The organism is Ramlibacter sp. bp-362 (genome assembly GCF_054956735.1).
In genome coordinates this window covers 56,591-83,264 of the sequence record NZ_JBUDXE010000008.1, presented here as the reverse complement: position 1 = coordinate 83,264, position 26,674 = coordinate 56,591, and the positions used below count along the sequence as shown (strand labels likewise).

General features: G+C 71.1%; 26 protein-coding genes. 13 read left to right on the top strand and 13 right to left on the bottom strand.

Annotation, left to right across the window (positions count from 1 at the left end; all coding sequences use genetic code 11):
* Nucleotides 1–128: 128 nt before the first annotated feature.
* Nucleotides 129–1,109: a Bug family tripartite tricarboxylate transporter substrate binding protein gene (locus ACY0MJ_RS13075; protein ID WP_462638904.1), complete on the bottom strand. Its 981-nt coding sequence runs from the start codon at nt 1,107–1,109 to the stop codon at nt 129–131.
* Between the two features lie 89 nt (nt 1,110–1,198).
* Here ACY0MJ_RS13075 and ACY0MJ_RS13070 point away from each other — a divergent pair, with 89 nt between their 5' ends.
* The 5 genes from ACY0MJ_RS13070 to ACY0MJ_RS13050 all read left to right on the top strand — a co-directional run bounded on the left by ACY0MJ_RS13070 (nt 1,199) and on the right by ACY0MJ_RS13050 (nt 6,903).
* A complete protein-coding gene (locus ACY0MJ_RS13070; protein WP_462638903.1) occupies nt 1,199–3,022 on the top strand; it encodes a CocE/NonD family hydrolase in 1,824 nt (607 codons plus the stop codon).
* Nucleotides 3,019–3,930, top strand: a complete 912-nt coding sequence (locus tag ACY0MJ_RS13065) for a LysR family transcriptional regulator (RefSeq protein WP_462638902.1) — start codon at nt 3,019–3,021, stop codon at nt 3,928–3,930. Before ACY0MJ_RS13070 ends, ACY0MJ_RS13065 begins: the two co-directional genes overlap by 4 nt.
* Before the next feature lie 93 nt (nt 3,931–4,023).
* Nucleotides 4,024–5,178, top strand: a complete 1,155-nt coding sequence (locus ACY0MJ_RS13060; RefSeq protein ID WP_462638901.1) for a mandelate racemase/muconate lactonizing enzyme family protein — start codon at nt 4,024–4,026, stop codon at nt 5,176–5,178.
* 31 nt (nt 5,179–5,209) lie between these two features.
* Nucleotides 5,210–6,181, top strand: a complete 972-nt coding sequence (locus tag ACY0MJ_RS13055) for a tripartite tricarboxylate transporter substrate-binding protein (protein ID WP_462638900.1) — start codon at nt 5,210–5,212, stop codon at nt 6,179–6,181.
* Nucleotides 6,178–6,903 carry an arylmalonate decarboxylase gene (locus ACY0MJ_RS13050; protein ID WP_462638899.1) on the top strand — a complete coding sequence of 242 codons (726 nt, stop codon included), beginning with the start codon at nt 6,178–6,180 and terminating at the stop codon, nt 6,901–6,903. The genes ACY0MJ_RS13055 and ACY0MJ_RS13050 overlap by 4 nt, the downstream gene beginning before the upstream one ends.
* Before the next feature lies 1 nt (nt 6,904).
* Here the strand turns inward: ACY0MJ_RS13050 and ACY0MJ_RS13045 are convergent, their stop codons facing one another.
* The 4 genes from ACY0MJ_RS13045 to ACY0MJ_RS13030 form a co-directional block, all read right to left on the bottom strand.
* On the bottom strand, nt 6,905–8,383 hold the full coding sequence (locus ACY0MJ_RS13045) for a carboxylesterase/lipase family protein (protein ID WP_462638898.1): 1,479 nt from the start codon (nt 8,381–8,383) through the stop codon (nt 6,905–6,907).
* A gap of 19 nt (nt 8,384–8,402) precedes the next feature.
* Nucleotides 8,403–9,263 (bottom strand): IclR family transcriptional regulator, encoded by an 861-nt coding sequence (locus tag ACY0MJ_RS13040; protein ID WP_462638897.1) that lies wholly within the window; start codon nt 9,261–9,263, stop codon nt 8,403–8,405.
* A 62-nt stretch (nt 9,264–9,325) separates the two neighbouring features.
* The gene (locus tag ACY0MJ_RS13035; RefSeq protein WP_462639093.1) at nt 9,326–10,288 is read right to left on the bottom strand and encodes a PDR/VanB family oxidoreductase; all 963 of its coding nucleotides are present in this window, start codon (nt 10,286–10,288) and stop codon (nt 9,326–9,328) included.
* 25 nt (nt 10,289–10,313) lie between these two features.
* Nucleotides 10,314–11,294 carry a DODA-type extradiol aromatic ring-opening family dioxygenase gene (locus ACY0MJ_RS13030; protein ID WP_462638896.1) on the bottom strand — a complete coding sequence of 327 codons (981 nt, stop codon included), beginning with the start codon at nt 11,292–11,294 and terminating at the stop codon, nt 10,314–10,316.
* Between the two features lie 96 nt (nt 11,295–11,390).
* Here ACY0MJ_RS13030 and rfbC point away from each other — a divergent pair, with 96 nt between their 5' ends.
* From rfbC to ACY0MJ_RS12995, 7 genes are read left to right on the top strand one after another with little or no spacing between them, the layout of a single operon-like run.
* Nucleotides 11,391–11,960, top strand: a complete 570-nt coding sequence (gene rfbC, locus ACY0MJ_RS13025) for a dTDP-4-dehydrorhamnose 3,5-epimerase (RefSeq protein WP_462638895.1) — start codon at nt 11,391–11,393, stop codon at nt 11,958–11,960.
* Nucleotides 11,957–12,931, top strand: a complete 975-nt coding sequence (locus ACY0MJ_RS13020; RefSeq protein ID WP_462638894.1) for a Bug family tripartite tricarboxylate transporter substrate binding protein — start codon at nt 11,957–11,959, stop codon at nt 12,929–12,931. The genes rfbC and ACY0MJ_RS13020 overlap by 4 nt, the downstream gene beginning before the upstream one ends.
* 13 nt (nt 12,932–12,944) lie before the next feature.
* Nucleotides 12,945–13,916 (top strand): Bug family tripartite tricarboxylate transporter substrate binding protein, encoded by a 972-nt coding sequence (locus tag ACY0MJ_RS13015; protein ID WP_462638893.1) that lies wholly within the window; start codon nt 12,945–12,947, stop codon nt 13,914–13,916.
* Nucleotides 13,913–14,734 carry a pyridoxamine 5'-phosphate oxidase family protein gene (locus ACY0MJ_RS13010; protein ID WP_462638892.1) on the top strand — a complete coding sequence of 274 codons (822 nt, stop codon included), beginning with the start codon at nt 13,913–13,915 and terminating at the stop codon, nt 14,732–14,734. The genes ACY0MJ_RS13015 and ACY0MJ_RS13010 overlap by 4 nt, the downstream gene beginning before the upstream one ends.
* A gap of 22 nt (nt 14,735–14,756) precedes the next feature.
* Nucleotides 14,757–16,097: a Rieske 2Fe-2S domain-containing protein gene (locus ACY0MJ_RS13005; protein WP_462638891.1), complete on the top strand. Its 1,341-nt coding sequence runs from the start codon at nt 14,757–14,759 to the stop codon at nt 16,095–16,097.
* Nucleotides 16,094–17,287 (top strand): mandelate racemase/muconate lactonizing enzyme family protein, encoded by a 1,194-nt coding sequence (locus ACY0MJ_RS13000; RefSeq protein WP_462638890.1) that lies wholly within the window; start codon nt 16,094–16,096, stop codon nt 17,285–17,287. Before ACY0MJ_RS13005 ends, ACY0MJ_RS13000 begins: the two co-directional genes overlap by 4 nt.
* Nucleotides 17,288–17,307: 20 nt before the next feature.
* Nucleotides 17,308–18,273: a D-2-hydroxyacid dehydrogenase gene (locus tag ACY0MJ_RS12995; RefSeq protein ID WP_462639092.1), complete on the top strand. Its 966-nt coding sequence runs from the start codon at nt 17,308–17,310 to the stop codon at nt 18,271–18,273.
* 66 nt (nt 18,274–18,339) lie between these two features.
* Here ACY0MJ_RS12995 and ACY0MJ_RS12990 read toward each other — a convergent pair whose 3' ends face one another.
* Genes ACY0MJ_RS12990 through ACY0MJ_RS12960 form a run of 7 tightly spaced genes read right to left on the bottom strand, consistent with a single transcriptional unit; the run spans nt 18,340 to nt 24,368 of the window.
* A complete protein-coding gene (locus ACY0MJ_RS12990) occupies nt 18,340–18,855 on the bottom strand; it encodes a DUF1269 domain-containing protein (protein WP_462638889.1) in 516 nt (171 codons plus the stop codon).
* Nucleotides 18,856–18,866: 11 nt separating this feature from the next.
* Nucleotides 18,867–19,259 carry a cytochrome C oxidase subunit IV family protein gene (locus tag ACY0MJ_RS12985; protein WP_462638888.1) on the bottom strand — a complete coding sequence of 131 codons (393 nt, stop codon included), beginning with the start codon at nt 19,257–19,259 and terminating at the stop codon, nt 18,867–18,869.
* Between the two features lie 9 nt (nt 19,260–19,268).
* On the bottom strand, nt 19,269–19,982 hold the full coding sequence (locus tag ACY0MJ_RS12980) for a heme-copper oxidase subunit III family protein (protein ID WP_462638887.1): 714 nt from the start codon (nt 19,980–19,982) through the stop codon (nt 19,269–19,271).
* Between the two features lie 11 nt (nt 19,983–19,993).
* Nucleotides 19,994–20,686, bottom strand: coding sequence for a cytochrome c oxidase subunit 3 (locus ACY0MJ_RS12975; protein ID WP_462638886.1), 693 nt, complete (start codon nt 20,684–20,686; stop codon nt 19,994–19,996).
* Between the two features lie 4 nt (nt 20,687–20,690).
* Complete coding sequence (locus ACY0MJ_RS12970; protein WP_462638885.1) at nt 20,691–22,493, bottom strand: cytochrome c oxidase subunit I; 1,803 nt, start codon at nt 22,491–22,493, stop codon at nt 20,691–20,693.
* 13 nt (nt 22,494–22,506) lie between these two features.
* A complete protein-coding gene (locus tag ACY0MJ_RS12965; RefSeq protein ID WP_462638884.1) occupies nt 22,507–23,859 on the bottom strand; it encodes a c-type cytochrome in 1,353 nt (450 codons plus the stop codon).
* A 2-nt stretch (nt 23,860–23,861) separates the two neighbouring features.
* Nucleotides 23,862–24,368 carry a hypothetical protein gene (locus ACY0MJ_RS12960; protein ID WP_462638883.1) on the bottom strand — a complete coding sequence of 169 codons (507 nt, stop codon included), beginning with the start codon at nt 24,366–24,368 and terminating at the stop codon, nt 23,862–23,864.
* Between the two features lie 149 nt (nt 24,369–24,517).
* Here ACY0MJ_RS12960 and ACY0MJ_RS12955 point away from each other — a divergent pair, with 149 nt between their 5' ends.
* The gene (locus ACY0MJ_RS12955; RefSeq protein ID WP_462638882.1) at nt 24,518–24,763 is read left to right on the top strand and encodes a hypothetical protein; all 246 of its coding nucleotides are present in this window, start codon (nt 24,518–24,520) and stop codon (nt 24,761–24,763) included.
* Here ACY0MJ_RS12955 and ACY0MJ_RS12950 read toward each other — a convergent pair.
* Nucleotides 24,760–26,655 (bottom strand): ABC transporter ATP-binding protein, encoded by a 1,896-nt coding sequence (locus tag ACY0MJ_RS12950; protein ID WP_462638881.1) that lies wholly within the window; start codon nt 26,653–26,655, stop codon nt 24,760–24,762. The genes ACY0MJ_RS12955 and ACY0MJ_RS12950 overlap by 4 nt on opposite strands.
* Nucleotides 26,656–26,674: the final 19 nt, after the last annotated feature.

Genomic DNA, 26,674 nt, shown 5'->3' with positions numbered 1-26,674 from the left:
TGGCCTGAACGGCAGCTCCCGTTTTCCTCCCTCTCCCTCTGGGTAGGGTCGGGGTGAGGGCACCGCGCGCCGGCACGACCCTCACCCCCGCCCTCTCCCGCGAGCGGGAGAGGGAGCAGATCACGCGATCAGTCGATCTGGATCTTCAGGTCGCGGATCAGGCCGCCCCAGATGCGCGCTTCGTTCTCCGCGCGCTTCTGGATGTCGGCGGGCGTGCCGGGAATCGGGAACAGGAACTGGTCGATCAGCTTCTGCTTCATCACCGGGTCGGCAAGGAAGTGATTGACCGAGGCCGCCAGCTTCTGCGTGACCTTGGGATCCATCTTCGCCGGGCCGACCAGCGCGTACCAGCCGGGCAGCGCGGGCACGTCGGGCGTCAGTTCCTTCAGCAGCGGCAGGTCCGGCAGTTGCGGCGAGCGCGCGTTGCCCGACTGCGCGAGGCCGACGACCTTGCCGCCCTTGATCTGCGCCAGGCCGGTGGCGGTGGTCACGGTCATCACGTCCGCCTCACCCGAGACCACGGCCATCAGCGCCGGGCCCGAGCTCTTGTACGGGATGTGGCGCAGCTTGATGCCGTTGCGCAGCGCGATCATCTCGGTGTACAGGTGGGTCGAGTTGCCGAGGCCGGCGCTCGCGAAGGTCAGGCCCTCGGGCTGGGCCTTGGCCTTCTTCAGGAAGTCGTCCCAGGAGGTGATGCCGCTGGCCTTGCTGGCCACGAACACGAATCCGGCGTCCGACACGGGCGCCACGAAGGTGAAGTCCTTCAGGGGGTCGTAGGGGACGTTCTTGTAGAGGAACTGGTTGAAGCTCACCAGCGACACGCTCGTGAGCAGCACCGTGTAGCCGTCGGCCGCCTCGCGCTGCACCATCTGCGAGGCGATGATGCCGTTGGCGCCCGGCTTGTTGTCGACGACGACCGACTGCTTCAGGTCCTTGGACATGAAGTCGGCCAGCATGCGGCCGACGACGTCGGCGCCGGAACCGGGCGCCTGCGGGATCACCAGCCGGATCGGCCGCGAGGGGAACTCCGGCGTGGCCGCGAAGGCGGAGCTGGAAGCGAGGGCGAGGGAGGCAAGCGAGCCGAGAAGCACGCGGCGCGTGGAACGCATGGTCGAGATGTCCTGTCGGGGTGGATACTGCATGGCTGGCACAATGCCAGCGCCCCGAAGTTTAAGGGCCTCCCGCACTCCAAGAACCAATGTCTGACAGAGACGACCTCGGCCAAGCCTGGCACACCTCCCCCACCGACTACCTGAAACAACGGCCCGCCACCTTCACGGCCGGCGCGCCGCGCTCCTGCTACGTCACCATGCCCGACGGCGTGCGGCTGGCCGTGGACGTCTACCTGCCCGAAGGCGCGGAGCGGCCCGACCGCATCCCCGCCATCGCGGTGCTCACGCCCTACTACCGCCGCTTCAAGGTGGTCGGCGAAGGCGCCGAGCCGGCCCCCAACATCGCCATCTACCGCGACTTCTTCGTGCCGCGCGGCTACGCGCTGGTCACGGTGGACGTGCGCGGCTGCGGCGCGAGCTTCGGCACGCGCGACTGCTTCCGCTCGCCGCGTGAACGCGAGGATCACCGCGCCATCGCCGACTGGATCGTGGCGCAGCCCTGGTCGTCGGGCGTGATCGGCTCCACCGGCATCTCCTACCTCGGCGCCGCTGCCTGCTTCCTCGCGAGCACGGGCCATCCGGCCGTGAAGGCGATCGCGCCGCTGTTCGCCGTGCAGGACACCTACGCGGACCACGTGTTCCCCGGCGGCATCAAGTGCACCACGGTCACGGAGAACTACGACGCCCTGGTGCAGGCGCTGGACCTGGACCAGCGCGAGCAGCTCGCGCCCTATCCGTACTTCAATGACAAGCGCTACGCCGGCCCGGCGCCGGTGGACGAGGACCCGGACGGCAAGCTGCTCGCCCAGGCGATCGACCAGCACCACGACAGCTTCAAGATGCGCGACATCGCGCCGGAGTTCGCCTTCCGCGAGGAAGCGGCTTCGCACGACCCGTCCCTGCACAGCGGCGCCTTCAGCCCCTACTGGTACCTGGAGCAGGTGCCGGGCAAGGTGAACATCCTGTCGGTGTCCGGCTGGTACGACGGCAGCGCCTTCGTCAACGGCTCGATCGCGCGCTTCCTGAGCAACCCCGGGGCCGACAACCGCCTGCTGCTGGGCCCCTGGGACCACGGCGCGCGCACCAACGGCTCGCCGTGGCGCGACGGCCCGCCGCAGCCGCGCTTCCCCGTGCTGGGCGAAGTGCTGCGCTTCTTCGACGAGCACCTGGCCGGACGCGACACCGGGCTGCGCAAGGAAGCGCCGGTGCACTTCCATACCGTGCGCGAGGAGAAGTGGCAGGCCGCGGACACCTGGCCGCCGCACGACGCGCGCACGCGCCTGTACCTGGCGCCGCAGGGAAGCCTGGCGCTGGAGAAGCCGCGCGAGACCTCGCGCGCGTCGTACGACGTGCGCTTCACCACCGGCACGGGACCGAACAGCCGCTTCGAGCGCCTGGGCGCCCTGCCCGTGGTCGACTACTACAAGGACTGGAACGGCCGCGAGGACCGCCTGCTGACCTTCGCCACGCAGCCCTTCGAGCGCGCGACGGAACTCTCCGGCCACACGATCGTGCAGCTGGACGTCTCCACCTCGGAGCACGACGCCGGCCTGTTCGTGTACCTTTCGGAAGTCGATGCCGAGGGTCGCTCCTGGTACATCACCGAAGGCCTGCTGCGCCTGCTGCACCGCGCCGAAGCGCCCGCGCCTTCCAGCTACCGCGCGAACTGGCCCTACCGCAGCTTCCGCCGCGAGCACGCGAAGCACATGCAGCCGGGCGTCGCGGAAACGGTGCGCTTCGCGCTGCTTCCGGTCTCGTGGACGCTGCAGGCCGGCAGCCGCCTGCGCATCGCGATCGCCGGCGCCGACGCCGACCACTTCGCGCAGGTCACGCATGGGCGGCCGCCGCGGCTGGAATTCACGCTCGGCGGCGACGCCGCCTCCTGCGTCGAGTTGCCCTTGCGGTCATGAGCTCCGCGCCGCGCGCACCGGCACCGGCAGGCCTGGACCTGCTGACCCTGCGCGTGGTGGTGGCCGTCGCCGAATCCGGTTCGATCAGCGCCGGCAGCGACCGCCTGCAACTGGCCGTCGCTGCCGCCAGCGCGCGCATCTCCTCGCTGGAGGCTGCGCTGGGCGTGCGCATCTTCGAGCGCTCGCCGCGGGGCGTGGCGCTCACGCCCGCCGGGCGCATGCTGGTGCAGCGCGGGCGCGAACTCGTGGGCGACGCCGACCGGCTGGCCGTGGACCTGCGCGCCTGGAGCCTGGGCCTGGCCGGCCACGTGCGCATGCTGAGCAACGCCTCCGCGCTGCTGGAAGTGCTGCCGCAGCGCCTGGTGGCCTTCATGGACAGCCATCCCCGCATCCACGTGGAGGTGGAGGAGCGCATGAGCCCCGAGATCCTGGTGGCGCTGCTCGATGGGAGCGCCGACATCGGCGTGGTCGACGCCGCGACGCCGAACCCCGGCCTCGAGTTCCTGCCCTTCTTCCAGGACCAGCTCGCGGTGGTGCTGCCCGCGGGCCACGTGCTCGCGGCCGAGCGCGAGGTGCAGCTGCGCCAGCTGCTGCACGAGAACTTCATCGTGCTGGCCGGCCCCAATGCCGTGAAGACGCGCCTGTTCAACGCCGTCGCCGCCCTGGGCGAGCCGATCCAGATCCGCATGCAGATGCGCAGCTTCGACGCCGCCAGCCGCATGGTGGCGGCGGGGCTGGGCGTCGCGGTGCTGCCGCAGCAGGCCATCGCGCCGCAGCTCGCGCACCTGCCCCTGAAGGCGGTGCCCGTGGCGGAGGACTGGGCGCGGCGCACGCACCAACTGGCGCTGCGCGCCGGCGAGGAAGCCCCCGCCGCGGCACGCACGCTCGCCCAGGCGCTGCGCGCCTGAGCACTCAGGGATGACCCGGATTTCGCCAAAGGCGAAAGGCCCCTTCGCCGCGGGCCGCTTGCCCCGGCCGGAGGGTGGGCCGAGACTGGACCGATGAAGATCGCTGCCGTTCGTGCCACCCCGCTCAACCTGCCCGTCACCATGGGCCAGGGCGCCCGGGCCAAGTCCACTTTCCTGTCCCTGTGCCTGGTCGACGTCGAGCTCGACGACGGCCGCGTCGGCACGGGCATGACCGCGATCACCGAGGAAGAGGTGGTCGCCTCCATCGTCAACGACGTCGCCTCGCACCACCTGGTGGGCATGGACCCGCTGCGCCACGAGCAGGTGTGGGACAAGCTGTACTGGCTGCTGACGCCGCGCGGCCAGTCCGGCTACGCGAGCCATGCGATCGCCGCGATCGACCTGGCGCTGTGGGACCTGAAGGGCCAGATCCTGGGCCAGCCCGTGTGGCGCCTGTTCGGCGGCGCGCGGCCCCAGGTGCCCGTGTACGCCACCTTCGGCTTCGCCTTCTACGACCGCGAGGAACTGGCGGCGGCCGCGCAGAACTGGGTGGAGCGCGGCTTCAAGCGCCTGAAGATGACCGTGGGCCACCACGCGCTGCAGCGGCGCGACGAGCCGCGGCCGCTGCCCGAGGTGATCGCCGAGGACGTGAAGCGCATCGAGGCCGTGCGTTCCGCCGTCGGCCCCGACGTGCAGATCTTCATCGACGCCAACTGCAGCCTGGACTGGTTCCACGCGTCCGCGCTGGCGCAGCGCATCGAGGACCTGGGCATCGCCTTCTTCGAGGAGCCGGTATCGCAGAACGACATCCCCAACATGGTGAAGCTGCGCGCGAAGACGCGCATCCCGCTGGCCGCCGGCCAGAACGAGGGCCTGGCCAGCCGCTTCCGCGACATGCTGGTGGCGCAGGCCGTGGACGTGGTGCAGCCCAACGCGTGCATCACCGGCGGCTACACGCAGTGCCTGCGCATCGCCGGCATGGCCGCGGCGTTCAACGCGCAGTTCGCCAACGGCGGCGCCTGGCCGCACCACAACATGCACCTGCACGCGGGCCTGGCCAACGGATCCCTGGTGGAATACCACTCGGTGGCCGTCGAGGTCTGCAAGCAGGTCTTCGACGGACTCCCCGAACCGGTGCAGGGCGTGCTGCCCCTGCCGGAGACGCCGGGCCTCGGCTTCCGCCCGAACCGGGAGCGCATCGCCGAACTCGCGAAGCGCCCCGGCTCGCGCGGCGCCGGCAAGGCCTGAACCCGCGAACGACAACACAAGGAGACAAGCGATGAACACTTCCCTCACGCGCCGCGCCGTCCTGGCCGCCGTCCTCGCCGCCGCCGCGCCGCTGGCGAGCGCCCAGTCCGCCTTCCCGAACAAGCCGATCCGCCTGCTGGTGGGCTACAACGCCGGCGGCGGCGTCGATGCGCTGGCCCGCATGCTGTCCACGCGCCTGCCGGCCATCCTGGGCCAGCAGGTGGTCGTGGAGAACCGCGCCGGCGCCACCGGCATGATCGCGGCGGACCTGGTGGCCCAGTCCGCGCCGGACGGCTACACGCTGCTCATGGGCGAGACCGGCCTGCTGGTCGCGCCCTACCTGCAGGCGAAGGCGCCGATCGATCCGCTGAAGGCGCTGGTGCCGGTGGCCGGCACCTTCATCGCGCCGCTGATGATCGTGGCCAACAACGAGCTGCCGGCGCGCAACCCGAAGGAGCTGATCGACCTGCTGAAGAAGAACCCCGGCAAGTATTCCTACGCGACCTCGGGTGTCGGCACGGTGCACCACCTGGGCTTCGAGCTGATGAAGGCGCGCACCGGCGCCTTCGTCGTGCACGTGCCCTACCGCGGCGCCTCGCAGATCGTGCCGGACGTGATCAGCGGCCAGGTGCCGATCGGCGTGGTGAGCGCCGCCGCGGGGCTGGCGCAGGCGAAGTCGGGCAAGCTGCGCGCCATCGGCCTGATGAACACCGAGAAGCTCGCGGGCGCCGAGAACGTGCCGGCCATGGCCGACGCGCTGCCCGGCTTCAACGTCGCGCCGCGCCTGATGCTGCTGGCGCCCGCCGGCACGCCCGCCGCCATCATCGCGAAGCTCGATGCCGCCGTGCACAAGGTGATCGCGAGCGCCGACCTGGCGCAGGCCGCGGCGCTGCAGGGCGCCATTCCCGCCTACATGGAGCCGGCCGCCCTCGGCCGCGAGATGCAGCGCGAATCGGCGGAATGGGGCAAGGTCATCAAGGCGCAGAAGATCTCGGCGCAATGAGCACGGCGCGCGCGGCGAAGTGCATCGGCCTGGTCGTGCCGCCGGGCCACGGGCAGGTGCCTCAGGACGCGGCGACGCTCTACGGCGACCGCTACCGCTTCATCGCGCGCGGCCTCGGCATCGCGGGCGTGTCGCCGGAGGGCTTCGCGCCCGTGGTGGACGGCATCGTGCAGCGCGCCGTCGAACTGCGGGACGCGGGCGCCGAGGTGGTCTCGATGATGGGCACCTCGATCAGCTTCTACCGCGGACCGGAGTTCACCGAGTCGCTGCGGCGCGCGATGGAGGAGGCCACCGGGCTTCCCTGCACGACGATGAGCCATGCGATCGTGCGCGCGCTGCGGCAGCTGGGCGTGAAGCGCGTGGCCGTCGCGACTTCCTACATCGCCGAACTGAACGACAAGCTGGCGGCCTATCTCGCGCACGCCGGCTTCACGGTGACGGCGATCGAGGGCATGTCGATCACGTGCGTGAAGGAGGTCGGCGAGGTGGGCACCGATGCGCTCGTGGCGCTGGCGAAGAAGGTCCACGCGCAGGACCCGTCGGCCGAGGGTATCTTCATCTCCTGCGGCGGGCTGCTGACGCTGGATGCCATCAGGCGTCTCGAGGACGAACTGGGGCTGCCGGCAACGGCCAGTTCGCCAGCGGGCTTCTGGGACGTGGTGCGGCTCGCCGGAGGCGATGCCTCCAGCGCGGGTCACGGGCGGCTGTTCGCCGCCGGCTGATTCAGCGGCTGTAGAAGCGCTCGAGGAAATCCAGCTGGGCCCGGCGCCACGCGGCGCCGCTGCGGACCTCGTCTCCGAGCTCCAGGTGGTTGTCGTCCTCCGCGCGGTACTCGTCCCAGCGCGGCAGGCCCGCTGCATTCGGGTCGCCCTGCGCCGCGAACGCGACCCAGGCCCTGCGCATCATGCGTGACAGGGCCGCGTCGCGCTCGTCGCTGCGGACGGTCTCGCCCCGCCCGCCCGCCTCGACGTTGCCGAACGCGTGCGCCACTTCCTCGCCGTGGTGCGGCCCGTCCGCCTGCCCCGGGCGGCGGCGCGTGAACAGGTACTTCCACGTGGGCTGCGCAAGCCGCGCCATGCTGCGGGCCAGCAGGCGCGTGCCGTAGTTGAACTGCGTGTCGGCGAACATCGCCGCGACGGCCGCCCGCGCTTCCGCGTCGCTGCGGGCGGGATACAGCGCTGCCGCCTCCGCGGCGGCCGGACCGAAGTTGTGGTCCACCTGCTTGCGCCAGGCATCCAGCGTGTCGACCGGCCAGGTCCGCGTGAGCAGCGTGCCCTCGTCGCGGTTGCTGCCCACGATCAGCGGCATCGCGTGCATGCGGCCGCCCTGCATCGCCGGGCGCTCGTCCTCGGGCAGCAGCCAGCCGTCGCGGATCGGGCGCAGCACGCGGGGCGTGGTGAGGCCGCGCACGGCGGGATTCAGCAGCGAGGTGCGCGCGAGGACTTCGGCGGCCGGCAGCGCGCGCAGCGCGGCGAGGTCCTCCCCCAAGGCGCGGCCGGCACGTTCCGCGTCCGCGAGGCTGGCCAGCGGCCGCCCGGCGCCGGGGCTGTGCAGGATGGCGCGGTGGAACAGGCCCTTCGCCTGCGGCGCCACCAGCAGCAGCGAGATGGAGGCAGACCCCGCCGAGACTCCGAACACGGTGATGCGCGCGGCATCGCCGCCGAAGGCCTCGATGTTGTCGCGCACCCAGGCCAGCGCCGCGAGCTGGTCGAGGAGGCCGTAGTTGCCGGACACGCCAGCGTCGGATTCGCGGCTGAGGGCGGGATGCGCGAGGAAGCCGAACAGGCCGCTGCGGTAGTTGAGCGTCACGACCACCGCGCCTTCGGCCGCGAGCCGCTCGCCGTCGCAGCGCACGTCGGAGCCGCTGCCGCCGGTGAAGCCGCCGCCGTGCAGCCACACGAGCACCGGCAGCGCGGCGCCGCGATCGAGCGTCGGCGTCCAGACGTTCAGCGAGAGGCAGTCCTCGTCCTGCCGCGGCGCCCGGAAGCGCGTGTTCGGGGCCTGCGGAAAGTCGGGGCCGAACTCCAGCGCATCGCGCACGCCGTGCCATCCCGGCAGCGGCTGCGGCGCGCGCCAGCGCAGCGGGCCCGCGGGCGGCGCGGCATAGGGAATGCCGCGGAACACGGCGCCCTCGCGCAGCTGCCAGCCGCGCAAGGCGCCGGCCTGCGTTTCGACGGTGACGTAGCCCCGGGTCTCGCCCATGCCCATTGCGTTCTCCCTGTCAGCGGCGCCCCAGCGAGGGCGTGGGCGGCTCGGCGGCGACCCGCCGGCGCACCTCGGCGGCCATCTCGAGCAGGCGCTTGCCGTTGCGTTCCATCACGGCGGCGGTCTGCTGGCTCGCATTGGCCTGCGAATTGAAGGCCATCAGCGTGCGGCCGTCGGTGTGCACGAAGGGCACGGCGACCGAGCTGGTGGTCTTCTGGAAGGTGCCGGCGGCGATGCAGAAGCCGCGCCGGTCCACCTGCTCCACGGCGTCGTCGAGGTCGGCCTGCAGCTGCGGCCACTCCTTGCGGTAGTGGTCCTTCAGTTCGTCGTACAGGGCGGCGCGCTCCTGCGCGTGCATCGCGGCGATGCACGCGCGGCCCATGGCCGTGCGGATCAGGGGCACGCGGAAGCCGACGCGCTGGCGCCGGTTCGGGTTGGTCTCGCCCAGCGCGTATTCGAGGTAGAGCACGCTCAGGCCCTCGTGCACGCCCAGGCCCACGTTGGTCTTCGTGCGCGCGGCCAGTTCCTCCATCAACGGACGCGCGATGGTCGGCACCGGCATGTTCACCAGGTAGGGATACGCCAGCGTCACCACGCCGGCGGCCAGCTCGTACTTGCCGAACTCCGGCAGGTAGCGGAGGTAGCCCAGCTGCGTGAGGGTATAGGTCAGCCGCGAGACGGTGGGCTTGGGCAGGCCGGTGGCCGCGGCGATCTCCACGTTGCCCAGGAGCTTGCGGTCGAACTGGAAGGTCCGCAGGATGGCCAGGCCGCGGGCGACCGCGTTGTTGAAGCGCGGGTCGTCGTCCTCGGTCTTGATCTGGATGCCCTCGGAATAGTCCGGCAGCACCGGCTTGTCCTTGCGGCTGGGGCGCCCCACGTGTCCTCTCCTGTCCTGCGTCGAAGACCGCAAGTCTAGCGAGGCGGCATCGCGGTCCATGGTCAGAGGTCCAGCACGAGCACGGGGTCCTTGCTGCCGGAGCAGCAGACCATCATCACCTGGTTGGCCCGTTTCTCCTCGTCGGAGAGCAGCGAGTCGCGGTGGTCCGGCGTGCCGCCCAGCACCCGCGTCTCGCAGCTGCCGCAGATGCCCTGCTCGCACGAGGCCTGCACGGCGACGCCGTTCTGGCGCAGCGCGTCGAGGATGGAGCAGCCGGGCGGGACGTGCACGCTGCGGCCGGCGCGGGCCAGTTGCACCGTGAAGCCGCCCTCGGCCGCCGCGACGGCCTTGGCGGCGAAGCGCTCCAGGTGCACGTGGCCGGCGGGGCGGCCGGCGCAGGCGGACTCGAAGGCATCGAGCATGGGCGTCGGTCCGCAGCAATACAGGTGCGCCGGCGCGGGCACGCCGCCCACGATGCGCTGCAGGGGCAGCGGCGCGCCGCCCTGCTCCGCATCGACGTGCAGGTGCAGCCCGGGGCCCGCGAGCACGTCCAGGAAGGCCGCCTCCTCGCGGCGGCGCACGCTGTAGTGCACCTCGAAGGAGGCACCGATGGCGCGCAGGCGCTGCGCCATGCAGGCGATCGGCGTCACGCCGATGCCGCCCGCGATCAGCACCGAATGCGGCGCCTCCTCGTGCAGGGCGAAGTGGTTGCGGGGGCCGCCCAGCTGCAGCACCGCGCCGACCCTCAGCTGTTCGTGCACGTAGCTGGAGCCGCCGCGGCTGGCCGGGTCGCGCTTGATGCCGACGACGTAGCGGTGGCGCTCCTGCTGCGGGTTGCACAGCGAATACTGGCGCACGAGCCCGTTGGGCAGGTGCACGTCGACGTGGGCGCCGGCGCTGAAGGGCGGGAGGTCCGCCCCGTCCAGCGGGGAGAACTCGTAGAGATGGATGCCTTCGGCGGCGTAGCGGATCGCGGTGAGGCGCGCGCGCAGCGTCGCCGTGCGCTCGGCGGACGCGGCGTCCATGGCAGCACTGGTGGATGCGTCCACTTCAGCTCCAGTCGGCGAAGCAAAGGCCCGTGCCCGTGCCCGCCGGCGTGCGGTAGGCCGGGATGTACGCGATGTGCCGCAGGGCCAGGTGTTCCACCGCGCCGGCCATGCAGATCCAGTTGCGGATCTCCGAGCTGCCGGAATTCAGCTGCTCGCGCGGCAGCGCCGCCAGCGCGGCCGCGTCCTTGTCCTGCAGCGCGCGCACGATGCGGCCGTCGAGTTCCTCGTCCACGGTGAAGTGGCTGAGCCCGCCCGAGGCGAGCACGCCGATGCGCCTGTCGGCGGGGAAGCGTTCCACGGCCTTGCGGATGGCCTGGCCGAGCCGGTAGCAGCGTCCCGGCGTGGGCTGGTTGGGCGGGTAGTAGGTGTTGAGGAACACGGGGACCACAGGAACGACCGTGCCCGCGAGCAGCCGGTTGTGCACGAAGCCGAAGGCATGGCCCTCGCCGTAGCCATCGGCCAGCGTGTTGGCGCAGGAGAGGTCGAAGTCCTCCATCAGCTCCGAGATCAGGTGCTCGGCCAGGGACGCGTCCACCGGGTAGTCGCGGGGACGTTCCGGCTCGAAGTAGCGCGCGGACGCCTGGCGCGCCCACTCCGGCCCCGGGTGGCTCTGCAGCGGGACGTTGCGGATGGTCTCGCCGCGGTAGAGCAGCATGGCCGGCATGTTGTCGTCGTCGTAGAGCTCCTTCTGGTCGTCGCCGACGACGATCAGCGTGTCGAGCTTCGCGTTGCGCACGACGGCGCCGAGCCGCTCGACTTCCGCCAGCGCGCGCTGGTGCTTGTCCGCGAACACCTCGGGCGTGAGCTGCGCCTGCACGTCGGCGGGGGCGAGCCGCTCGAGCTCGTCGTAGCTGACAGGGCGCCCCTCCTTGGTGAGGTGCGCGCGCAGGCGGTCGCGCTCGATGAAGCGGGCCCAGTCGCCGACCGGCGCATTGAGCATGGGGGTGTGGGAGGTGCCGATACCCAGGACGATCTTGGCCATGGTCTTGCGCCCCGTGGGGGCTTTCCTGTTTGCGTGCATCGAAAAATGGAATTATATTTTGATCCAGATCAAACCCGGACGTCAAAGAAAGCCCCCATGGAGACAAGCCCCCTGGGCATGGAAGGCCTCTTCGTCCTCGAGCCGGACACCAGCTCGGACGACCATGGCCGCTACAGCTGCTACTACAGCGAGCAGGCGTTCGCCGCCGCCGGCGCGGCGTCGCACTACGTGCAGGAGCACGCGTCGCGCTACGCGCTGAAGCACACCGTGCGCGGGCTGCACTTCCAGAAGCCGCCGCACGCCCAGCACAAGGTGGTGCGCGTCACGCGCGGGCGCATCTGGGACGTCTGCGTCGACGTGCGCCGGGGTTCCCCCACCTATGGAAAACACGCGGTCGTGGAACTCGCCGCCGGCGACTGGCGTCAGCTCCACGTCCCGCCCGGCTTCGCGCATGGCTTCTGCACGCTGGAGCCGGATACCGAGATCGCCTTTCGACTGACCGACTACAACAACCGCGACCACGCGGGAGGCCTGCTGTGGGACGACCCGGCGCTGGGCATTGCCTGGCCATGCGGGGACCGGCCGGCCTGGGTGTTTCCGGTGGACCGGCAGTGGCCGGCCCTGGAGGCGCTGGACTCCCCCTTCCACCACAGGAGACAAACATGACCACCCGCCGTACCGCCTTGCGCGGTCTCGCCGCCTCAGCCGCCACCCTGGTGGCCGGCCGCGGCTTCGCCCAGGACACGCAGCCCATCACCATCCTGGTGGGCGCGGCCTCCTCGATGGACTACACCGCCCGCGTCATCGCCGACCAGATGCACGGTGCACTGAACCGCACGGCCGTCGTGCTGAGCAAGCTGGGCGCCGGCCAGCGGCTCGCGCTCGGCGAATGCAAGCGCGCAGCGCCCGACGGCCGCACGCTGGTGTTCGCCACCAGCGGCCCGTTCGCGATCTATCCGCACGTCTATTCCAAGCTCGACTACGACCCGGTCGCGGACTTCACGCCCATCATCGGCGTCTCCAAGTTCGACGTGGCGATCTCCACCGGCTCGGTCACCGGCGCCACCGACCTCAAGCAGCTGATCGCCTGGGCCAAGGCGCGCAAGCCCGGGGACGCGGTGTTCGGCTCCGCGCCGGGCAACGGCTCGCTCTCGCACTTCCTCGGCGTCTCGATCGGGCTGGCCACCAACACCAAGCTCGTGCACGTGGCCTACAAGGACAGCGGGGTCGGCCTGATCGACCTGTCCGCCGGGCGGCTGCCGATCATGATCACCGGCCTGCAGCCGCAGATCCAGCTGCACAAGGCCGGCAAGATCAAGATCCTCGCCGTCTCCGGCGACAAGCGCTCGCCGCTGGTGCCGGAAGTGCCGACGCTGGCCGAGGCGGGCATCCCCATCAGCAGCAGCACGTCCACCGGCGTGTTCGGCCCGGCCGGCATGGCGCCGGAGCTGGTCCAGCGCTACCACGACGCGATCGCGCCGATGCTGTCCAACCCCGCGATCCAGGAGAAGCTGGTCGCGCAGGCGATGACGATCTGGGAAGTGGACGGCAAGGGGCTCGCCGCGTCGATCGCGCAGGAGCGGCAGCACTTCGGCCAGCTGGCGCACGCCAGCGGTTTCGTGAAGCAGGACGCCTGAAAGGAAGACCGCGATGATCCGACGCCGCACCCTCCTCCAATCGCTCGCTGCCACGGCCGCCGCCACCGCCGCGCCCGCCGTCCTGGCGCAGAACGACACGCCCATCACCATCCTGGTGGGCGCCGCCTCCTCGATGGACTTCACCGCGCGCCTGGTCGCGGAGCACCTGCACCACGCGCTCGGCCGGCCGGTCGTCGTGCTCAGCAAGCTGGGCGCCGGCGGCCGCGTGGCGCTGGGCGAACTGAAGCGCGCCGCCCCGGACGGGCGCACGCTGATGTTCTCCACCAGCAGCCCCTTCGCGATCTATCCGCACATCTACACCAGGCTCGACTACGACCCGGTGAGCGACTTCACGCCCATCGCCGGCGTGAGCTCCTTCGACGTCGGCCTGGCCACCGGGCCCATGACGGGCGCCGCCGACCTGAAGCAGCTGCTGGCCTGGGCCAAGGCCCGCCCGGACGGCGCGGTGTACGGCGACGCACCCGGCGCCGGATCGTCCTCGCACTTCTTCGGCATCGCGCTGGCGCGCGCGAGCGGCCTGCCGCTCAAGCCCGTGCACTACAAGGACAGCGGCGTCGGCATCGTCGACCTCGGCGCCGGCCGGCTGCCGATGATGATCACCGGCACCAGCCCGCTCGCGGTGCAGCACAAGGCGGGCAAGCTGAAGCTGGTGGCCGTGTCCGGTGCGAACCGCTCGCCGCTGGTGCCGGACGTGCCGACCATGAAGGAACAGGGCATCGACGTCGTCATCGAGAACTCGGCGGCGTTGTACGGCCCGGCGAAGCTGCCGCGCGAGATCGTCGAGCGCCTGTCCACGGCGCTCGCGCCCATGCTGAAGTCGCCCGCGGCGCTGGAGAAGATGGCCGGCCAGGGCATGGCGCCGCAGCCGATGACGGGCACGGAGCTGGCGAGCTGGCTCGCGGCGGAGCGCCAGCGCTTCGGCCAGCTGGCCAAGGACAGCGGCTACCAGCCGGAGACGCTGTGACCTCGGCAGCCATCGCCCGCAGCCTCGGCGAACTCGTGCAGGCCCGCCAGGCCGGCACCGGCGATGCGCGCGCGCGGCTGCTGGCGCTGCTGCATCCGCAGGCGCGCTACGAGATGCTGGGCCGCAACGCCGAGGGCGCGGAGGCCGTCGCCACCGAGCTGCTGGCGGGCGCCAACGGCGAACTGGCCCGCCGCCTCGACTGGCAGGCGCCCGAGATCGCAGGCGCGCAAGCCCGCGTGAGCGGCGTGCGGCGCGAAGGCACGCGCGACCGCGGTCTCGTCCTCACCGTGCGCTTCGACGGCGACGCCATCGCGCTGCTGCAGGAGCAGCGCACGCCCCCGCCGCCACCGGATGCGCGGCCCATCGTGCTGCCCGAGGCCTTGCGGCGGCGCATCGACAACGCGCTGGTGGAGCGCCACCCGATGCTGGTGGCGCACGTCGGCGAGGACGGCCAGCCGGTGCTGAGCTTCCGCGGCTCGGTGCAGGTGTTCGGCGACGACCAGCTGGCGATGTGGATCCGCAGCGCGGAAGGCGGATTCATCCGGGCGATCCGCGCCAACCCGCGCATCGCCCTGATGTACCGCGACGAGGAGGCGAAGGCCACCTACCAGTTCCAGGGCCGCGCCCGCGTGACGCAGGTCCCGCAGGAGCGGCAGCGCGTGTTCGACCGCGCCCCGGCGGCCGAGCGCGCCCACGACTTCGCGATGCTGGGCGTGGCCGTGGTGGTGGACCTCGACCGGGTGGAGGGCTACGCCGGCCTGGGCGCTATGGGCCAGGTGGACCAGGTGCGCATGCTGCGCGACCCGGCGGGCGCATGACAAGATTCTTGATGGAGCAACGATGACACCGAAAGACAGCGAAGACCTGACCCACGTGGGCGCAGGCACCGTGATGGGCAACTTCATGCGGCAGTACTGGATTCCCGCCGCGAAGTCGAGCGAACTGGCGGCCGACGGCACGCCGATGCGCCTGCTGCTGCTGGGCGAGAAGCTGGTGGCCTTCCGCGACTCCACCGGCCGCGTGGGCGTGATGGACCACATGTGCCCGCACCGCAACGCCTCGCTCGTCCTGGGACGCAACGAGGAGGACGGCCTGCGCTGCATCTACCACGGCTGGAAGTTCGACGTGAACGGCCGCTGCGTGGACATGCCCAGCGTGCCGCCCGCCCAGTGCTTCAAGGACAAGGTGCACGCGCGCGCCTACAAGGCGGTGGACCGCAACGGCATCGTGTGGGTCTACATGGGCCCGCGCCAGGACGACCCGCCGGCGCTGCCGATGGTGGAGGCCACGCTGCTGGCCGAAAAGGACGTGGACATCTCCTTCATGATGCGCAGCTGCAACTGGATGCAGGCGCTGGAAGGCGACATCGACACCTCGCACTTCGGCTTCCTGCACGTCGGCCACCTCGACCCCGACGAGGTGCCCGAAGGCCACCCGCTGGAACACACCGCCGGCGAACGCGCGCCCGAATACCACGTGCGCGACACCGACTGGGGCACCACCTACGGCGCCTACCGCACGGTGAAGCCGCAGACCTTCTACTGGCGCTTCGCCAACTACATGTTCCCGTTCTGGACGCAGACGCCGCAGGGCGAGTTCCCGGTCAACATCCAGGCGCGCGCCTGGGTTCCGCTGGACGACCACCACACCATGATGATCTTCTGGCGCCGGCGCACCGGCGGACCGCGCAGCAGCAACGAGCCGCTGAAGAACGGCAAGCCGCTCGGTGGCGCGCGCCCGCAGCCGGACTTCCACCCGACGGGCACGGGCTGGCTGGATCGCTACCGCGTGGTCGCCGACGAGTCCAACGACTGGCTGATCGACCGCGAGGCACAGCGCACCAACCGCATCTACTCCGGCATCGACCACATCGGCCTGCAGGACCAGGCCGTGACGGAGAGCATGGGCCCGATCACCGACCACTCGAGGGAGCACCTGGGCCCCGGCGACCTGATGATCGCGCGCACGCGCCGGCGCGCGCTGCAGGCGGCCCGCGCCTTTGCGGCGGGCACGCCCGCGCCCGGCGTGGAGGCGCCCGAGGTGATGATGGGCGCGCGCAGCGGCTACTTCGAGATGCCGGATTCGGTGGAGTGGCAGCAGGCCTATGCGGACAAGATGCGCAGCGCCGACCGCGTGCTGAAGCAGGCGGCCGCGGCGCGGGAAGCCGTGCCGGCCAAGTGAGGATCACCGCCGCCGAGAGCCTGCACGCCGACGGCGGGTACCGGACCTGCTCGTACCTCAAGCTCAGCACCGACGAGGGCCTCGTCGGCTGGGCGGAGTACTACGACAGCTTCTCCGGCGCGCGCATCGATCCGCTGATCCAGGACTTCGCCCGCCACGCGATCGGCATGGACCCGCGCCAGTTCGGGCGGGTGAGCGAGACCCTGCTGGCCACCACGCGGCTCGCCGCGGGCGGCCTGGCGCAGCAGGCGATCGCCGCGATCGAGAACGCCTGCCTCGACATCGCGGGCAAGGCGCTGGGCGTGCCCGTGTGCGTGCTGCTGGGCGGGCCGTTGCGCGAGCGCGTTCCGGTGTACTGGACGCACTGCGGCAGCTACCGCGTGGGGCCGCGCGCGGCCTTCTATACGAAGGAGCTGGGCTGCCCGCCGATCCGCACGCTGGAGGACCTGGCCGCCGTCGCGAAGGAGGCCGTCGCGCGCGGCTTCCGCGCCGTGAAGACCAACCCGGTGTTCTTCGATGGCGGCGAGCCGCGCTTCTTCAGCGGCGGCTTCCGCGTGGCGCCGGGTTTCCTGGATCGCTCCATCACCGAGCGGCAGCTCCATGCGATCGTCGAGCAGATGACGGCCTACCGCGAAGCGGTCGGGCCCGACGTCGGCCTGATGCTGGACCTCAGCTTCAGCCAGCGCACGGAAGGCTATTTGCGCATCGCGCATGCGCTGGAGCCGCTGGACCTGGCGTGGCTGGAGGTCGACACGCCCGATCCGCAGGCGCTGGCCTTCCTGCGCGGGCACTGCCGCGTGCCGATCGCCTCGCTGGAGTCGCTGCACGGCTTGGCCGAGTACCGGCCCTTCCTGCAGGCGCAGGCGGTGGACACGTGCATCGTCGATCCCATGTGGAACGGCTGCTGGCAGTCGGCGCGCATCGCGGCTTTCGCCGACGCGCACGAGACCACGATGGCGCCGCACAATCCGGTGGGCGAACTCGGCACGCTCATGAGCCTGCACCTCGCGGCGGCGGCGCCCAACCTGCGCATCCTGGAGCTGCGCGTCGACGAGGCGCCGTGGATCCGCGACTGGCTCACGCACCCGCCGGTGCTGGAGCGCGGCGACCTGCTCGTCCCGGACCGTCCGGGCTGGGGAACCGACATCGACGAGAAGGCCTTGCGCGCGCGCCCGCCGCGCCGCCCCTGAAGGAGACCGCATTGCGCATCGTGTACTGGGCCAGGCTGCAGCTGGCGAAGCAGGAGATCATCGCGTCCGTCCAGGCCGTGCCCGGCGTGGAACTGACGGTGACCACGACCCTGCCGGAGACGCTGGAGGCCCTGCCCGGCGCCGCGGGCCTGGTGCTCGTGCACGGGCCGCAGCACGAAGCCAGGCAGGTCTACGAGGTGCTGCGCGCGCCGGGCAGCACGGTGCGGTGGTTGCACTTCATCTCCGCAGGCCGCGAGGGTTACGAGGAACTGGGCTGGCCGCCGGGCGTCACCGTCACCTACGCCGCCGGCGCCGTGGCGCCCGGCGTGGCCGAGCACGCGATGGCGCTGCTGCTGGCGCTGGGCCGCCGGGTGCCCGACCTCGTGCGCACCGTGATGCCGCAACGCGCCTGGGACCGCACGCTGGTGGCGCCGAAGGCCCGCTCGCTGGAAGGCGGCACGCTGGCCATCGTCGGCTACGGGCAGATCGGCAGGGAGCTGGCGCAGCGGGCGCGCGCGTTCGGCATGCGCATCGTCACCGTCTCGCGCTCGCCCGTGCGCGATGCGCTGGTCGACGAGGCCCTGCCGCTCTCCGCCCTGCGCGAGGCGCTGGGGCAAGCCGACGCGGTCGCCGTCTGCATCGCGCTCACGCCGGAGACGACGCACCTGCTGGGCGAGGCGGAATTCGCGGCCTGCCGGCCCGGCGCGCTGCTGGTGAACGTGGCGCGCGGGCCGGTGCTGGACCAGGCCGCGCTGGTGCGGGCGCTGCACGGCGGGCAGATCGGCGGGGCCGGGCTGGACGTGAGCGACCCGGAGCCGCTGCCGGCGAACGACCCGCTGTGGGACTGCCCCAACGTGCTCATCTCACCGCATTACGCGGGCTCGGGGAATCCGCGGAGCGTGCAGCGGCTGGCGGAGAGCGTGGCGGGGAACGTGCGGCGGCTGAAGGCGGGGGAGCCGCTGAGGCACGTCGTGTCGGAAGGCTAGCGGAGCGCGCCTGCCCTCACCCCGCCCTCTCCCGCGAGCGGGAGAGGGAGAGGGAGAGGGAGAGGATCAGGGGAAGGCGGGGATGTCGGGCTCCGTGCCCTCGAGGTGCGCCTCGGGGTGCAGGGTCCGCAGCCGCGCCTCGATTTCCTCCACGCGCCACATCGGCACGTCCACCATCAGCAGGATCTTGCCTTCCTCGATCGCAGGCGTGAAGCGCTCCAGCCGCTTGCTCGGGATGGAGATGCCGATCATGGTGGACGTCCAGGTGCCGAACAGCGCGCCGCCGATGGCCAGGCCCGCGGCGATGCCCCACTGCGGCTCGTCGCCCACGATCGGGTAGTGCACGGCGATCAGCGCGCCCAGCAGGCCGCCCAGCGAGGCGCCGACGATCAGGCCGCGTTCGGCGGCGCGCACGAAGTCGGAGGTCTGCAGCACGCCGGCCGCGTGCAGCCCCCGCATGTCCGCATCCTCGCGCCCCACGAAGTGCATGCGGCGCTCCTCGATGCGCGCGAGCAGCAGGTCGTCCATCGTCGCCCGGGCGCTTTCGACGTCGGGCAGCAGCCAGTAGATGCGTCGGTACATGATGCAGCTCCTCAGGGCTTCGCCGGCTGCTCGCCGGCGACCGGCGCAAAGAACGCCCCGCGCGCCAGGAAGGTGTAGTCGGCCTCGAGCGCGCCGATGCCCAGCAGCACCAGCAGCAGCAGGGGCGGAACGACGATCGCGTACACCAGCGCGAGCCGTTCCCACAGCATGTGCATGAAGACGGCGACGATGAGGCCGGCCTTCAGCAGCATGAACGCGACGATCAGGGTCCAGCGCAGCAGGCCCTGGAAGTGGAAGTAGTCCACCAGGTAGGACGCCGTGCTCAGCACGAACAGCAGCGCCCAGATCCTGAAGTAGATGCCCAGCGGGTGCGTCTGCCCCGGCGCATGCGCCTGGGGCTCCTGGGCGGCGGGTGCGATGTGCGCTTCGTGGGCGATGTCCATGGCGACCCCTTACCAGAGATAGAAGAACGCGAAGATGAAGACCCAGACCAGGTCCACGAAGTGCCAGTACAGGCCCAGGATCTCGACGATCTCGTAGTTGCCCTTGCGGCCGGTCAGGAAGCCGGGGCGCTCGTGATCGAGGTCGCCGCGCAGCACCTTGGTCGCGACGATCACCAGGAAGATCACGCCGATGGTCACGTGCGTGCCGTGGAAGCCGGTGATCATGAAGAAGGCCGCGCCGAACTGCGCCGCGCCCCACGGGTTGCCCCAGGGCCGCACGCCTTCCAGGATCAGCTTGGTCCATTCCAGCGCCTGCATGCCGACGAAGCTCGCGCCCAGCGCCGCCGTGGCCAGCAGCAGCGCGAAGGTGCGCTGCCGGTCGCGCCGGTAGCCGAAGTTCACGGCCAGCGCCATGGTGCCGCTGCTGGTGATCAGGATGAAGGTCATGATCGCGATCAGCAGCAGCGGGACGCTCTGCCCGAACACCGTGAGGCCGAACACCTCGCTCGGGTTGGGCCAGGGCACGGTGGTCGAGGCGCGCACCGTCATGTACGAGATGAGGAAGCTGCCGAAGATGAAGGTGTCGCTCAGCAGGAAGATCCACATCATCGGCTTGCCCCAGGGCACGCCCTTGAACACGCGCTGGTCCGAGGAAGCGTCGGCGACGACGCTGCGCCAGCCCTCGCGTCCGGGCAGGGCGGCTGTGGCCTCGTGGTTCGCCATGGCGGTGCTCCTCACAGGGGAGCCAGCGAGCAGATCGCCAGCCCGAAGTCGTTGGAGACGAGCAGCGCGTACAGCACCACCCAGACGGCGAGCAGGTAGTGCCAGTAGGTCGCGCACAGTTCGACGGCCAGCCGCAGCCGCGCGGCCCCGACGCCGCGCCACGCGCGCACCGACGCCCGCAGCCAGGCCACCAGCCCGCCCAGCACGTGCAGCCCGTGCACCGCGGTGAACAGGTAGAAGAAGGCGGTGGCCGCATTGGTGGAGACGAAGTAGCCGGCGTCCACCATCTGCATCCACACGTAGAGCTGGCCGGCGAGGAAGGCGATGCTGAACAGCCCGCCCGCCGCGAGACCGCGGCGCAGGCCCGGCAGGTCGCCGCGGCGCGCGAGGTGCACCGTCCACTGCATCGCGAGGCTGGCCGCCACCAGCAGCCCCGTGTTCACCATCAGAAGGCGCGGGCGCGGCAGCGGCGTCCAGTCGGCCAGGCCCAGGCGCATCGCATAGGCGCTCACGAACAGCACGAACAGCGAACTCGCGACGCCGAGGAACACCCACAGCGCCATGCGCGCCGGCGCCGCCACCGGCGCGCCCGTCGTCGCGAGGGCGGCCTGCGCGCTCCAGGGCTGCACGTGCATCGTCTGCCGGAACAGCCACCCGACGATGACCGCCATCAGCAGCGACAGGAAGACCAGCCCGATGGTCATGGCGTCAACCCTGCGTCGCCGGCTGCTGGCGCGCCCACGCCTCCGCGGGCACGTCGGCCGGCGGCACGTTCTGCGGGATGTAGTCGGCCTTCACGCCGGGCACGCCGTAGTCGTAGGGCCAGCGGTAGACCACCGGCAGTTCCTTGCCGAAGTTGCCGTGCTTGGGCGGCGTCTCGGGCGTCTGCCATTCCAGCGTCGTGGCGTTCCAGGGATTGCCGCCGGAGGGCCGCCCCCACTTCCAGCTGTGGAACAGGTTGTAGAGGAACACCATCTGCGCCGCGCCCACCACGAAGGCGGCCAGCGAGATCCAGGCATTGAGCAGGTGCGCCGAGTCGGGGATGAAGCCGGTGCCCGAGATCGCGTAGTAGCGGCGCGGGATGCCCATGAACCCGAGGTAGTGCATCGGGTAGAAGATCGCGTAGGTGCCGACGAAGGTGACCCAGAAGTGCACCTTGCCCAGCGTGTCGTCCAGCATGCGCCCGGTGATCTTGGGATACCAGTGGTAGAGGGCGCCGAACACCACCAGCACCGGCGCGATGCCCATGACCATGTGGAAGTGCGCGACGACGAACATGGTGTCCGACAGCGGCAGGTCGACCACCACGTTGCCGAGGAACAGGCCCGACAGGCCGCCGTTGACGAAGGTGAAGACGAAGGCGATGGCGAAGAGCATCGGCACCGTCAGGTGGATGTTGCCCTTCCAGAGCGTCAGCACCCAGTTGTAGACCTTGATGGCCGTGGGGATCGCGATCAGCAGCGTCGTCGTGGCGAAGAAGAAGCCGAAGTACGGGTTCATGCCGCTCACGTACATGTGGTGCGCCCACACGATGAAGCTCAGGCCGCCGATGATCAGGATGGCCCAGACCATCATGCGATAGCCGAAGATGTTCTTGCGCGCGTGCGTGGCGATCAGGTCGGAGACGATGCCGAAGGCCGGCAGCGCCACGATGTAGACCTCGGGGTGGCCGAAGAACCAGAACAGGTGCTGGAACAGCAGCGGGTTGCCGCCCGTGTAGCCCATCTGCTCGCCGCGCGAGACCAGGGCCGGCATGAAGAAGCTGGTGCCCAGCGTCAGGTCCAGGAACATCATGATGGCGCTCACGAACAGCGCCGGGAACGCCAGCAGCGCCAGCACGGTGGCCATGAAGATGCCCCACACCGTCAGCGGCAGCCGCATCATCGTCATGCCGCGCGTGCGCGCCTGCAGCACGGTCACGACGTAGTTCAGGCCGCCCATCGTGAAGCCGATCACGAAGACGGCGAGCGACACGAGCATGAGGATGATGCCGGCGTGCGACCCGGGCGTGCCGTCCAGGATCGCCTGCGGTGGATAGAGCGTCCAGCCGGCGCCCGTCGGCCCGCCGGGCACGAAGAAGCTCGCCACCAGCAGCAGCACGGCCAGCAGGTAGACCCAGTAGCTGAGCATGTTGACGTACGGGAACACCATGTCGCGCGCGCCGACCATCAGCGGGATCAGGTAGTTGCCGAAGCCGCCCAGGAACAGCGCCGTCAGCAGGTAGATCACCATGATCATCCCGTGCATGCTCACGAGCTGCAGGTAGACGCTGGGCGTGATGAAGGCCAGGCGCCCCGGGAACCCGAGCTGCAGCCGCATCAGCCAGGAGAAGACAAGCGCGACCAGGCCGATGCCGATCGCGGTGAACGCGTACTGGATGGCGATGACCTTGGCGTCCTGGCTCCAGACGTACTTGCCGATGAAGGTGCGGGGGTGGTAGAGGGCGACCTCCGCCACCTCCGCCGGTGGCGCGAAGTCGGACTCGTCGTGGGCAACGTGGGTAGCAGCCATCGCACCTCCAGGCTCAGCGCGAGTTGATGTAGGCCAGGATGTCGCCGATGGCCGCGTCGTCGGCCAGCATGCCGGCGACCAGCGCCATCTGGGCGCCGTGGACGTCCTGCGCGTGCGCGCCGCGGACGCCGTCCTTGAAGTTCCTCAGCTGCCTGGCCATGTACCAGTCGCTCATTCCCTTGAGGCGGGGGGCGTTGGTGGCCGCGATGCCGCGTCCGTCGGCGCCGTGGCAGGCGGCGCAAGTGGCGTAGCGCGCGCGCCCGGTGTCCACGTCGCCGTGGATCGTGGGCGGCACGGGCGTGTCGGGCAGGCTCGCGATGTAGGCGACGACGTTGGCGACGGCGGCGTCGTCGGCCAGCGTCGCGGCCATGGGCGCCATCATCTTGCCGAAGGTGTCCTTGTCGCTCGCGCCGCGCGCGCCGGCCTTGAACAGCTTCAGCTGCCGCTCGAGGTACCAGGCGCCCTGCCCGCTCAGCTTGGGCGCGTTCAGGGCGACGTTGCCTTCGCCCTGCGCGCCGTGGCAGGCGGCGCACACCGCATAGGCGGCCTGGCCGGCGGCGACGTCGCCCTGCGGCCGGTCGCGCAGCTGCGCGTACGTCACCTGCTGCTGCTGCCACGCCTGGTAGGCCGCCGGTTCGTCGACCACGATCTTGCCGCGCATCGCGAAGTGGCCCGTGCCGCACAGTTCCTCGCACAGGATGTCGTAGGCGCCGGCCTTGGTGGGCGTGAACCAGACGTAGGAGACGAGGCCCGGCACCATGTCCATCTTCACGCGCAGCTGCGCCACGCCGAAGTCGTGCAACACGTCCTTGGAGCGCAGCAGCAGCTTGACCGGCTGGCCCAGCGGCACGTGCAGTTCGGGGCCGGCGAGCAGCACGTCGTCGCCGCCGTGCGCGTCGGCCGGGTTCATGCCGAAGGGATTGGCGTCGCTGACGTAGCGCGAGTGCACGGTGCCCAGCTTGCCGTCCTGCCCCGGAAGCCGGTACTTCCAGTTCCACTGCTGCGCCACGACTTCCACGACCTGCGCGTCCTGCGGCACGTGCACGACGTCGGCCCACACCAGCAGCCCGGGCGCCAGCATGGCCGCGACGCCGCCGGCCGTGACGACGAGCAGCCACCATTCGAGCTTCCTGTTTTCCGGCTGGTAGGCGGCGCGCCCGCCCGCGCGGTGGCGGTAGCGCACCAGCGACCAGGCCATGAAGACGCTCACCGCCACGAACACGATGCCCGTGACCCAGAAGGTGATGGAGATGGTGGTGTCGATCGTGTGCCAGTTGGACGCGATCGGCGTGAAGTACCAGGGGCTCAGGAAGTGGAACAGCACCGAGCCCAGTGCCAGGACCAGCAATGCGATGGCGATCGGCATGATCAGCCTTCCGCGCCGGTTCTCTTGAGTCTCCAGTACAGGTAGGCGGCGGCGACGCCGAAGACGACGTGCGCGGCCACCGTGTCCCAGCCGCGCAACCACGCGAGCCACGGGAAGAACACGACCAGCAGGTCGAAGTTCACGAGGTACAGCACCAGCCCCATGATCGCGCCGGCGGACGCCGCCTGGCCCGGCGTGCGATCCAGCCGCAGCTGCGCCAGCACGGCGCCCATGACCAGCCCGAAGATCACGCCCAGCGCATAGTGCGTGACCAGCGCGATGCTGACGACCGTGATGCTGAAGCTGTAGCCCGCGCCGACGGCGGACTTGCCCAGGAAGATCGGCGCGATCATGTGCGAGGTGCGCCAGGGCCCCTCCGGCGTGAACCAGCTCGACCACAGCAGGTCGAGCACCATCAGCACCGCGCCGGCCGCGAGACCGGAGACCGCGGCGGCGGCCCAGTCTGGCGTGCGCCAGCTCCAACTCCGCATATCCAGGGAAGTGTCCATGGTGGACTCCCAATCGCGCGAAACGGGGAAGCCGTTGTACACCCGTTCGCGTGCGCTGTGCAAGAACCGGCCGACGCCAGACCGCGTGCCGCGACTACGTGCGCGGGACGATCGTCCCCCAGATGGTGGGGAGCAAAGGAGCAAGCGCCATGGCATCCCGCAATGCATCGTCCGGCAAGCCCGGCCGCACCACCGCGCAGAAGAAGCGCTCGGAACCGGCGGCCACGCGCGCACGCGCGAGCGGCGGCGGCCTGCGCAGCACGCCGGCCGAGGCGCCGGCCGGCCGCAGCGCCAGCACCGGCGGCCGCGCCGACCGGGCCAGCGCCCGCAGCGACCTGAATTCCCGCAGCAGCAACGCCGGCCGCCAGCCCCGGCGCAGCGAACGGAAGAGCTAGCCCGCGCGGCGCTCCCTCTCCCGCTTGCGGGAGAGGGCCGGGGTGAGGGCCTGCGGCGGCGCGCCGTCGTCGTTGGCCGCGCCGTCGCGCGCGAACAGGCGGGCGTAGTAGCCGCCCTGCGCCAGCAGTTGCGCGTGCGTGCCGATCGCGTCGATGCGGCCTTCGCGCAGCACCACGATGCGGTCGGCGTCGACCACCGTGGACAGGCGGTGCGCGATCACGAGCGTCGTGCGCCCACGTGTCAGGCGCTTGAGCGCGGCCTGCACCAGCGCCTCGCTTTCGTTGTCGAGGGCGCTGGTCGCCTCGTCCAGCACCAGGATCGGCGGGTTCTTCAGCAGCGCCCGCGCGATCGCGATGCGCTGCTTCTGCCCGCCGGAGAGTCCGGCGCCGCGCTCGCCCACCACGGTGTCGTAGCCGGCCGGCAGCTTCTGGATGAACTCGTGCGCGTTGGCGGCGCGCGCCGCCGCTTCCGCCTGCTCGCGGGTGGCGCCGGGCGTGCCGTAGGTGATGTTGGCCAGCACCGTATCGTGGAACAGGTGGACGTCCTGCATCACGGTGCCCACTTGGCTGCGCAGCGACCGCTGCGTGCACTCGCGCACGTCCGTGCCGTCCACCAGGATGCGGCCGGCGGTGGGCGCGTGCAGGCGCTCCAGCAGCGACACGAGCGTCGTCTTGCCGCAGCCGCTCGGGCCCACCAAGGCCACCGTCTCGCCGGCCGCGACGGACAGCGACAGCTCGCGCAGCACGGGGCGGCCGTCGCCGTAGTCGAAGGACACGTTCTCGAAGCTGACGGCGCCCGCTTCGACCACCAGCTCGCGCGCGTCCGGCGCATCGGCCAGCGGGTCGGGCGCGTGCAGGATGGCGGAGACGGCCTCCAGCGAGACGCCGGCGCGGCGCACGGTCGCATACACGTTGGTCAGGCCCTGGATGGGACCGAACAGGCCGCCCACGTACTGCAGCGCGGCGACCAGCGTGCCGACCGTGCCGTGGCCGCGCAGCACGAGCCAGGCGCCCAGGCCGGCGACGGACAGGCGCGCGGCGGCGGCCGACAGGCCCTGCAGCGCATTGGTGCGGGCGTCGCGGCGGGCGCCGCGCGTGACCTTGTCGTTGCCTTGCGCGACGGCGTCGAGGAAGCGCTTCTCCTCGTCCTTCTCCATCGCGAAGCCCTTGACGGTGCGGATGCCGGCCAGCACCTCGGTCCAGCGGCCGAAGGTGGCCGTCCAGTGATCCAGCAGCACGCGGTCGCGCCGGGTCTGCTCCGGCGCCGCCAGCATGCCGATGACGGCGGGCAGCGGCGCGAACACGACGACGGCCAGCGCCAGGCGCCAATCGAGTTCCACCAGGGCGGCCAGCGCGAGCACGAGATAGGCGACGGCGGGCAGCGCCTTGAAGGCGAGCTCGCCGACGGCGCTGACGAACCCGTTGATGGCGCTGTTGACCCGGCTGACCGTGCCGCCCACGGTGTGCTGCTGGTGCCAGGTCAGGGGCAGCTCGTGCAGCCGCGCCGTGACGCGCTGGCGCAGCGCGAAGTCGATGTCCAGCCGCACCCGCCAGCTGCGCCCTTCCAGCAGGCGCGACAGCCAGATCTGCCCCAGTTCGGCGGCGGCGACCAGCGCCAGCGCGAACAGGATCGCGCGGCCGGTCGTCGGCGCGACGGCGCCCGGCCGGGCGGCCACCTGCCCCAGCGTGTCGACCAGTTGCATGACGGCCAGCGGCGCCGCGGCGCTGACGGTGGCCAGGACGAGCGCGAGGCCCAGCACCTTGGCGATCGGCCGGCCGAAGCCGCGCAGCCAGGGCAATGCCCGGTGGGCAAGCGCCCACATGTCCGGCCCGGGACGCGCGCGGCGGCGGGGCAGGAACAACAGGAAAGGGAGCAGGAAGGCACGGCTCACAAGGCCTTCCAACGGATGA

Coding starts and splice junctions, on each gene's coding strand:
- ACY0MJ_RS13030 (WP_462638896.1), bottom strand. CDS start 11,294: ATGGCCAAGATCGTCCTGGGTATCGGCACCTCCCACACCCCCATGCTC.
- ACY0MJ_RS12990 (WP_462638889.1), bottom strand. CDS start 18,855: ATGTACCGACGCATCTACTGGCTGCTGCCCGACGTCGAAAGCGCCCGG.
- rfbC (WP_462638895.1), top strand. CDS start 11,391: ATGGAGACAAGCCCCCTGGGCATGGAAGGCCTCTTCGTCCTCGAGCCG.
- ACY0MJ_RS12965 (WP_462638884.1), bottom strand. CDS start 23,859: ATGCCGATCGCCATCGCATTGCTGGTCCTGGCACTGGGCTCGGTGCTG.
- ACY0MJ_RS13075 (WP_462638904.1), bottom strand. CDS start 1,109: ATGCGTTCCACGCGCCGCGTGCTTCTCGGCTCGCTTGCCTCCCTCGCC.
- ACY0MJ_RS12970 (WP_462638885.1), bottom strand. CDS start 22,493: ATGGCTGCTACCCACGTTGCCCACGACGAGTCCGACTTCGCGCCACCG.
- ACY0MJ_RS13005 (WP_462638891.1), top strand. CDS start 14,757: ATGACACCGAAAGACAGCGAAGACCTGACCCACGTGGGCGCAGGCACC.
- ACY0MJ_RS13055 (WP_462638900.1), top strand. CDS start 5,210: ATGAACACTTCCCTCACGCGCCGCGCCGTCCTGGCCGCCGTCCTCGCC.
- ACY0MJ_RS12985 (WP_462638888.1), bottom strand. CDS start 19,259: ATGGACATCGCCCACGAAGCGCACATCGCACCCGCCGCCCAGGAGCCC.
- ACY0MJ_RS12980 (WP_462638887.1), bottom strand. CDS start 19,982: ATGGCGAACCACGAGGCCACAGCCGCCCTGCCCGGACGCGAGGGCTGG.
- ACY0MJ_RS13035 (WP_462639093.1), bottom strand. CDS start 10,288: ATGGACGCCGCGTCCGCCGAGCGCACGGCGACGCTGCGCGCGCGCCTC.
- ACY0MJ_RS13020 (WP_462638894.1), top strand. CDS start 11,957: ATGACCACCCGCCGTACCGCCTTGCGCGGTCTCGCCGCCTCAGCCGCC.
- ACY0MJ_RS12955 (WP_462638882.1), top strand. CDS start 24,518: ATGGCATCCCGCAATGCATCGTCCGGCAAGCCCGGCCGCACCACCGCG.
- ACY0MJ_RS12975 (WP_462638886.1), bottom strand. CDS start 20,686: ATGACCATCGGGCTGGTCTTCCTGTCGCTGCTGATGGCGGTCATCGTC.
- ACY0MJ_RS13015 (WP_462638893.1), top strand. CDS start 12,945: ATGATCCGACGCCGCACCCTCCTCCAATCGCTCGCTGCCACGGCCGCC.
- ACY0MJ_RS13045 (WP_462638898.1), bottom strand. CDS start 8,383: ATGGGCGAGACCCGGGGCTACGTCACCGTCGAAACGCAGGCCGGCGCC.
- ACY0MJ_RS13050 (WP_462638899.1), top strand. CDS start 6,178: ATGAGCACGGCGCGCGCGGCGAAGTGCATCGGCCTGGTCGTGCCGCCG.
- ACY0MJ_RS13060 (WP_462638901.1), top strand. CDS start 4,024: ATGAAGATCGCTGCCGTTCGTGCCACCCCGCTCAACCTGCCCGTCACC.
- ACY0MJ_RS12960 (WP_462638883.1), bottom strand. CDS start 24,368: ATGGACACTTCCCTGGATATGCGGAGTTGGAGCTGGCGCACGCCAGAC.
- ACY0MJ_RS13070 (WP_462638903.1), top strand. CDS start 1,199: ATGTCTGACAGAGACGACCTCGGCCAAGCCTGGCACACCTCCCCCACC.
- ACY0MJ_RS13065 (WP_462638902.1), top strand. CDS start 3,019: ATGAGCTCCGCGCCGCGCGCACCGGCACCGGCAGGCCTGGACCTGCTG.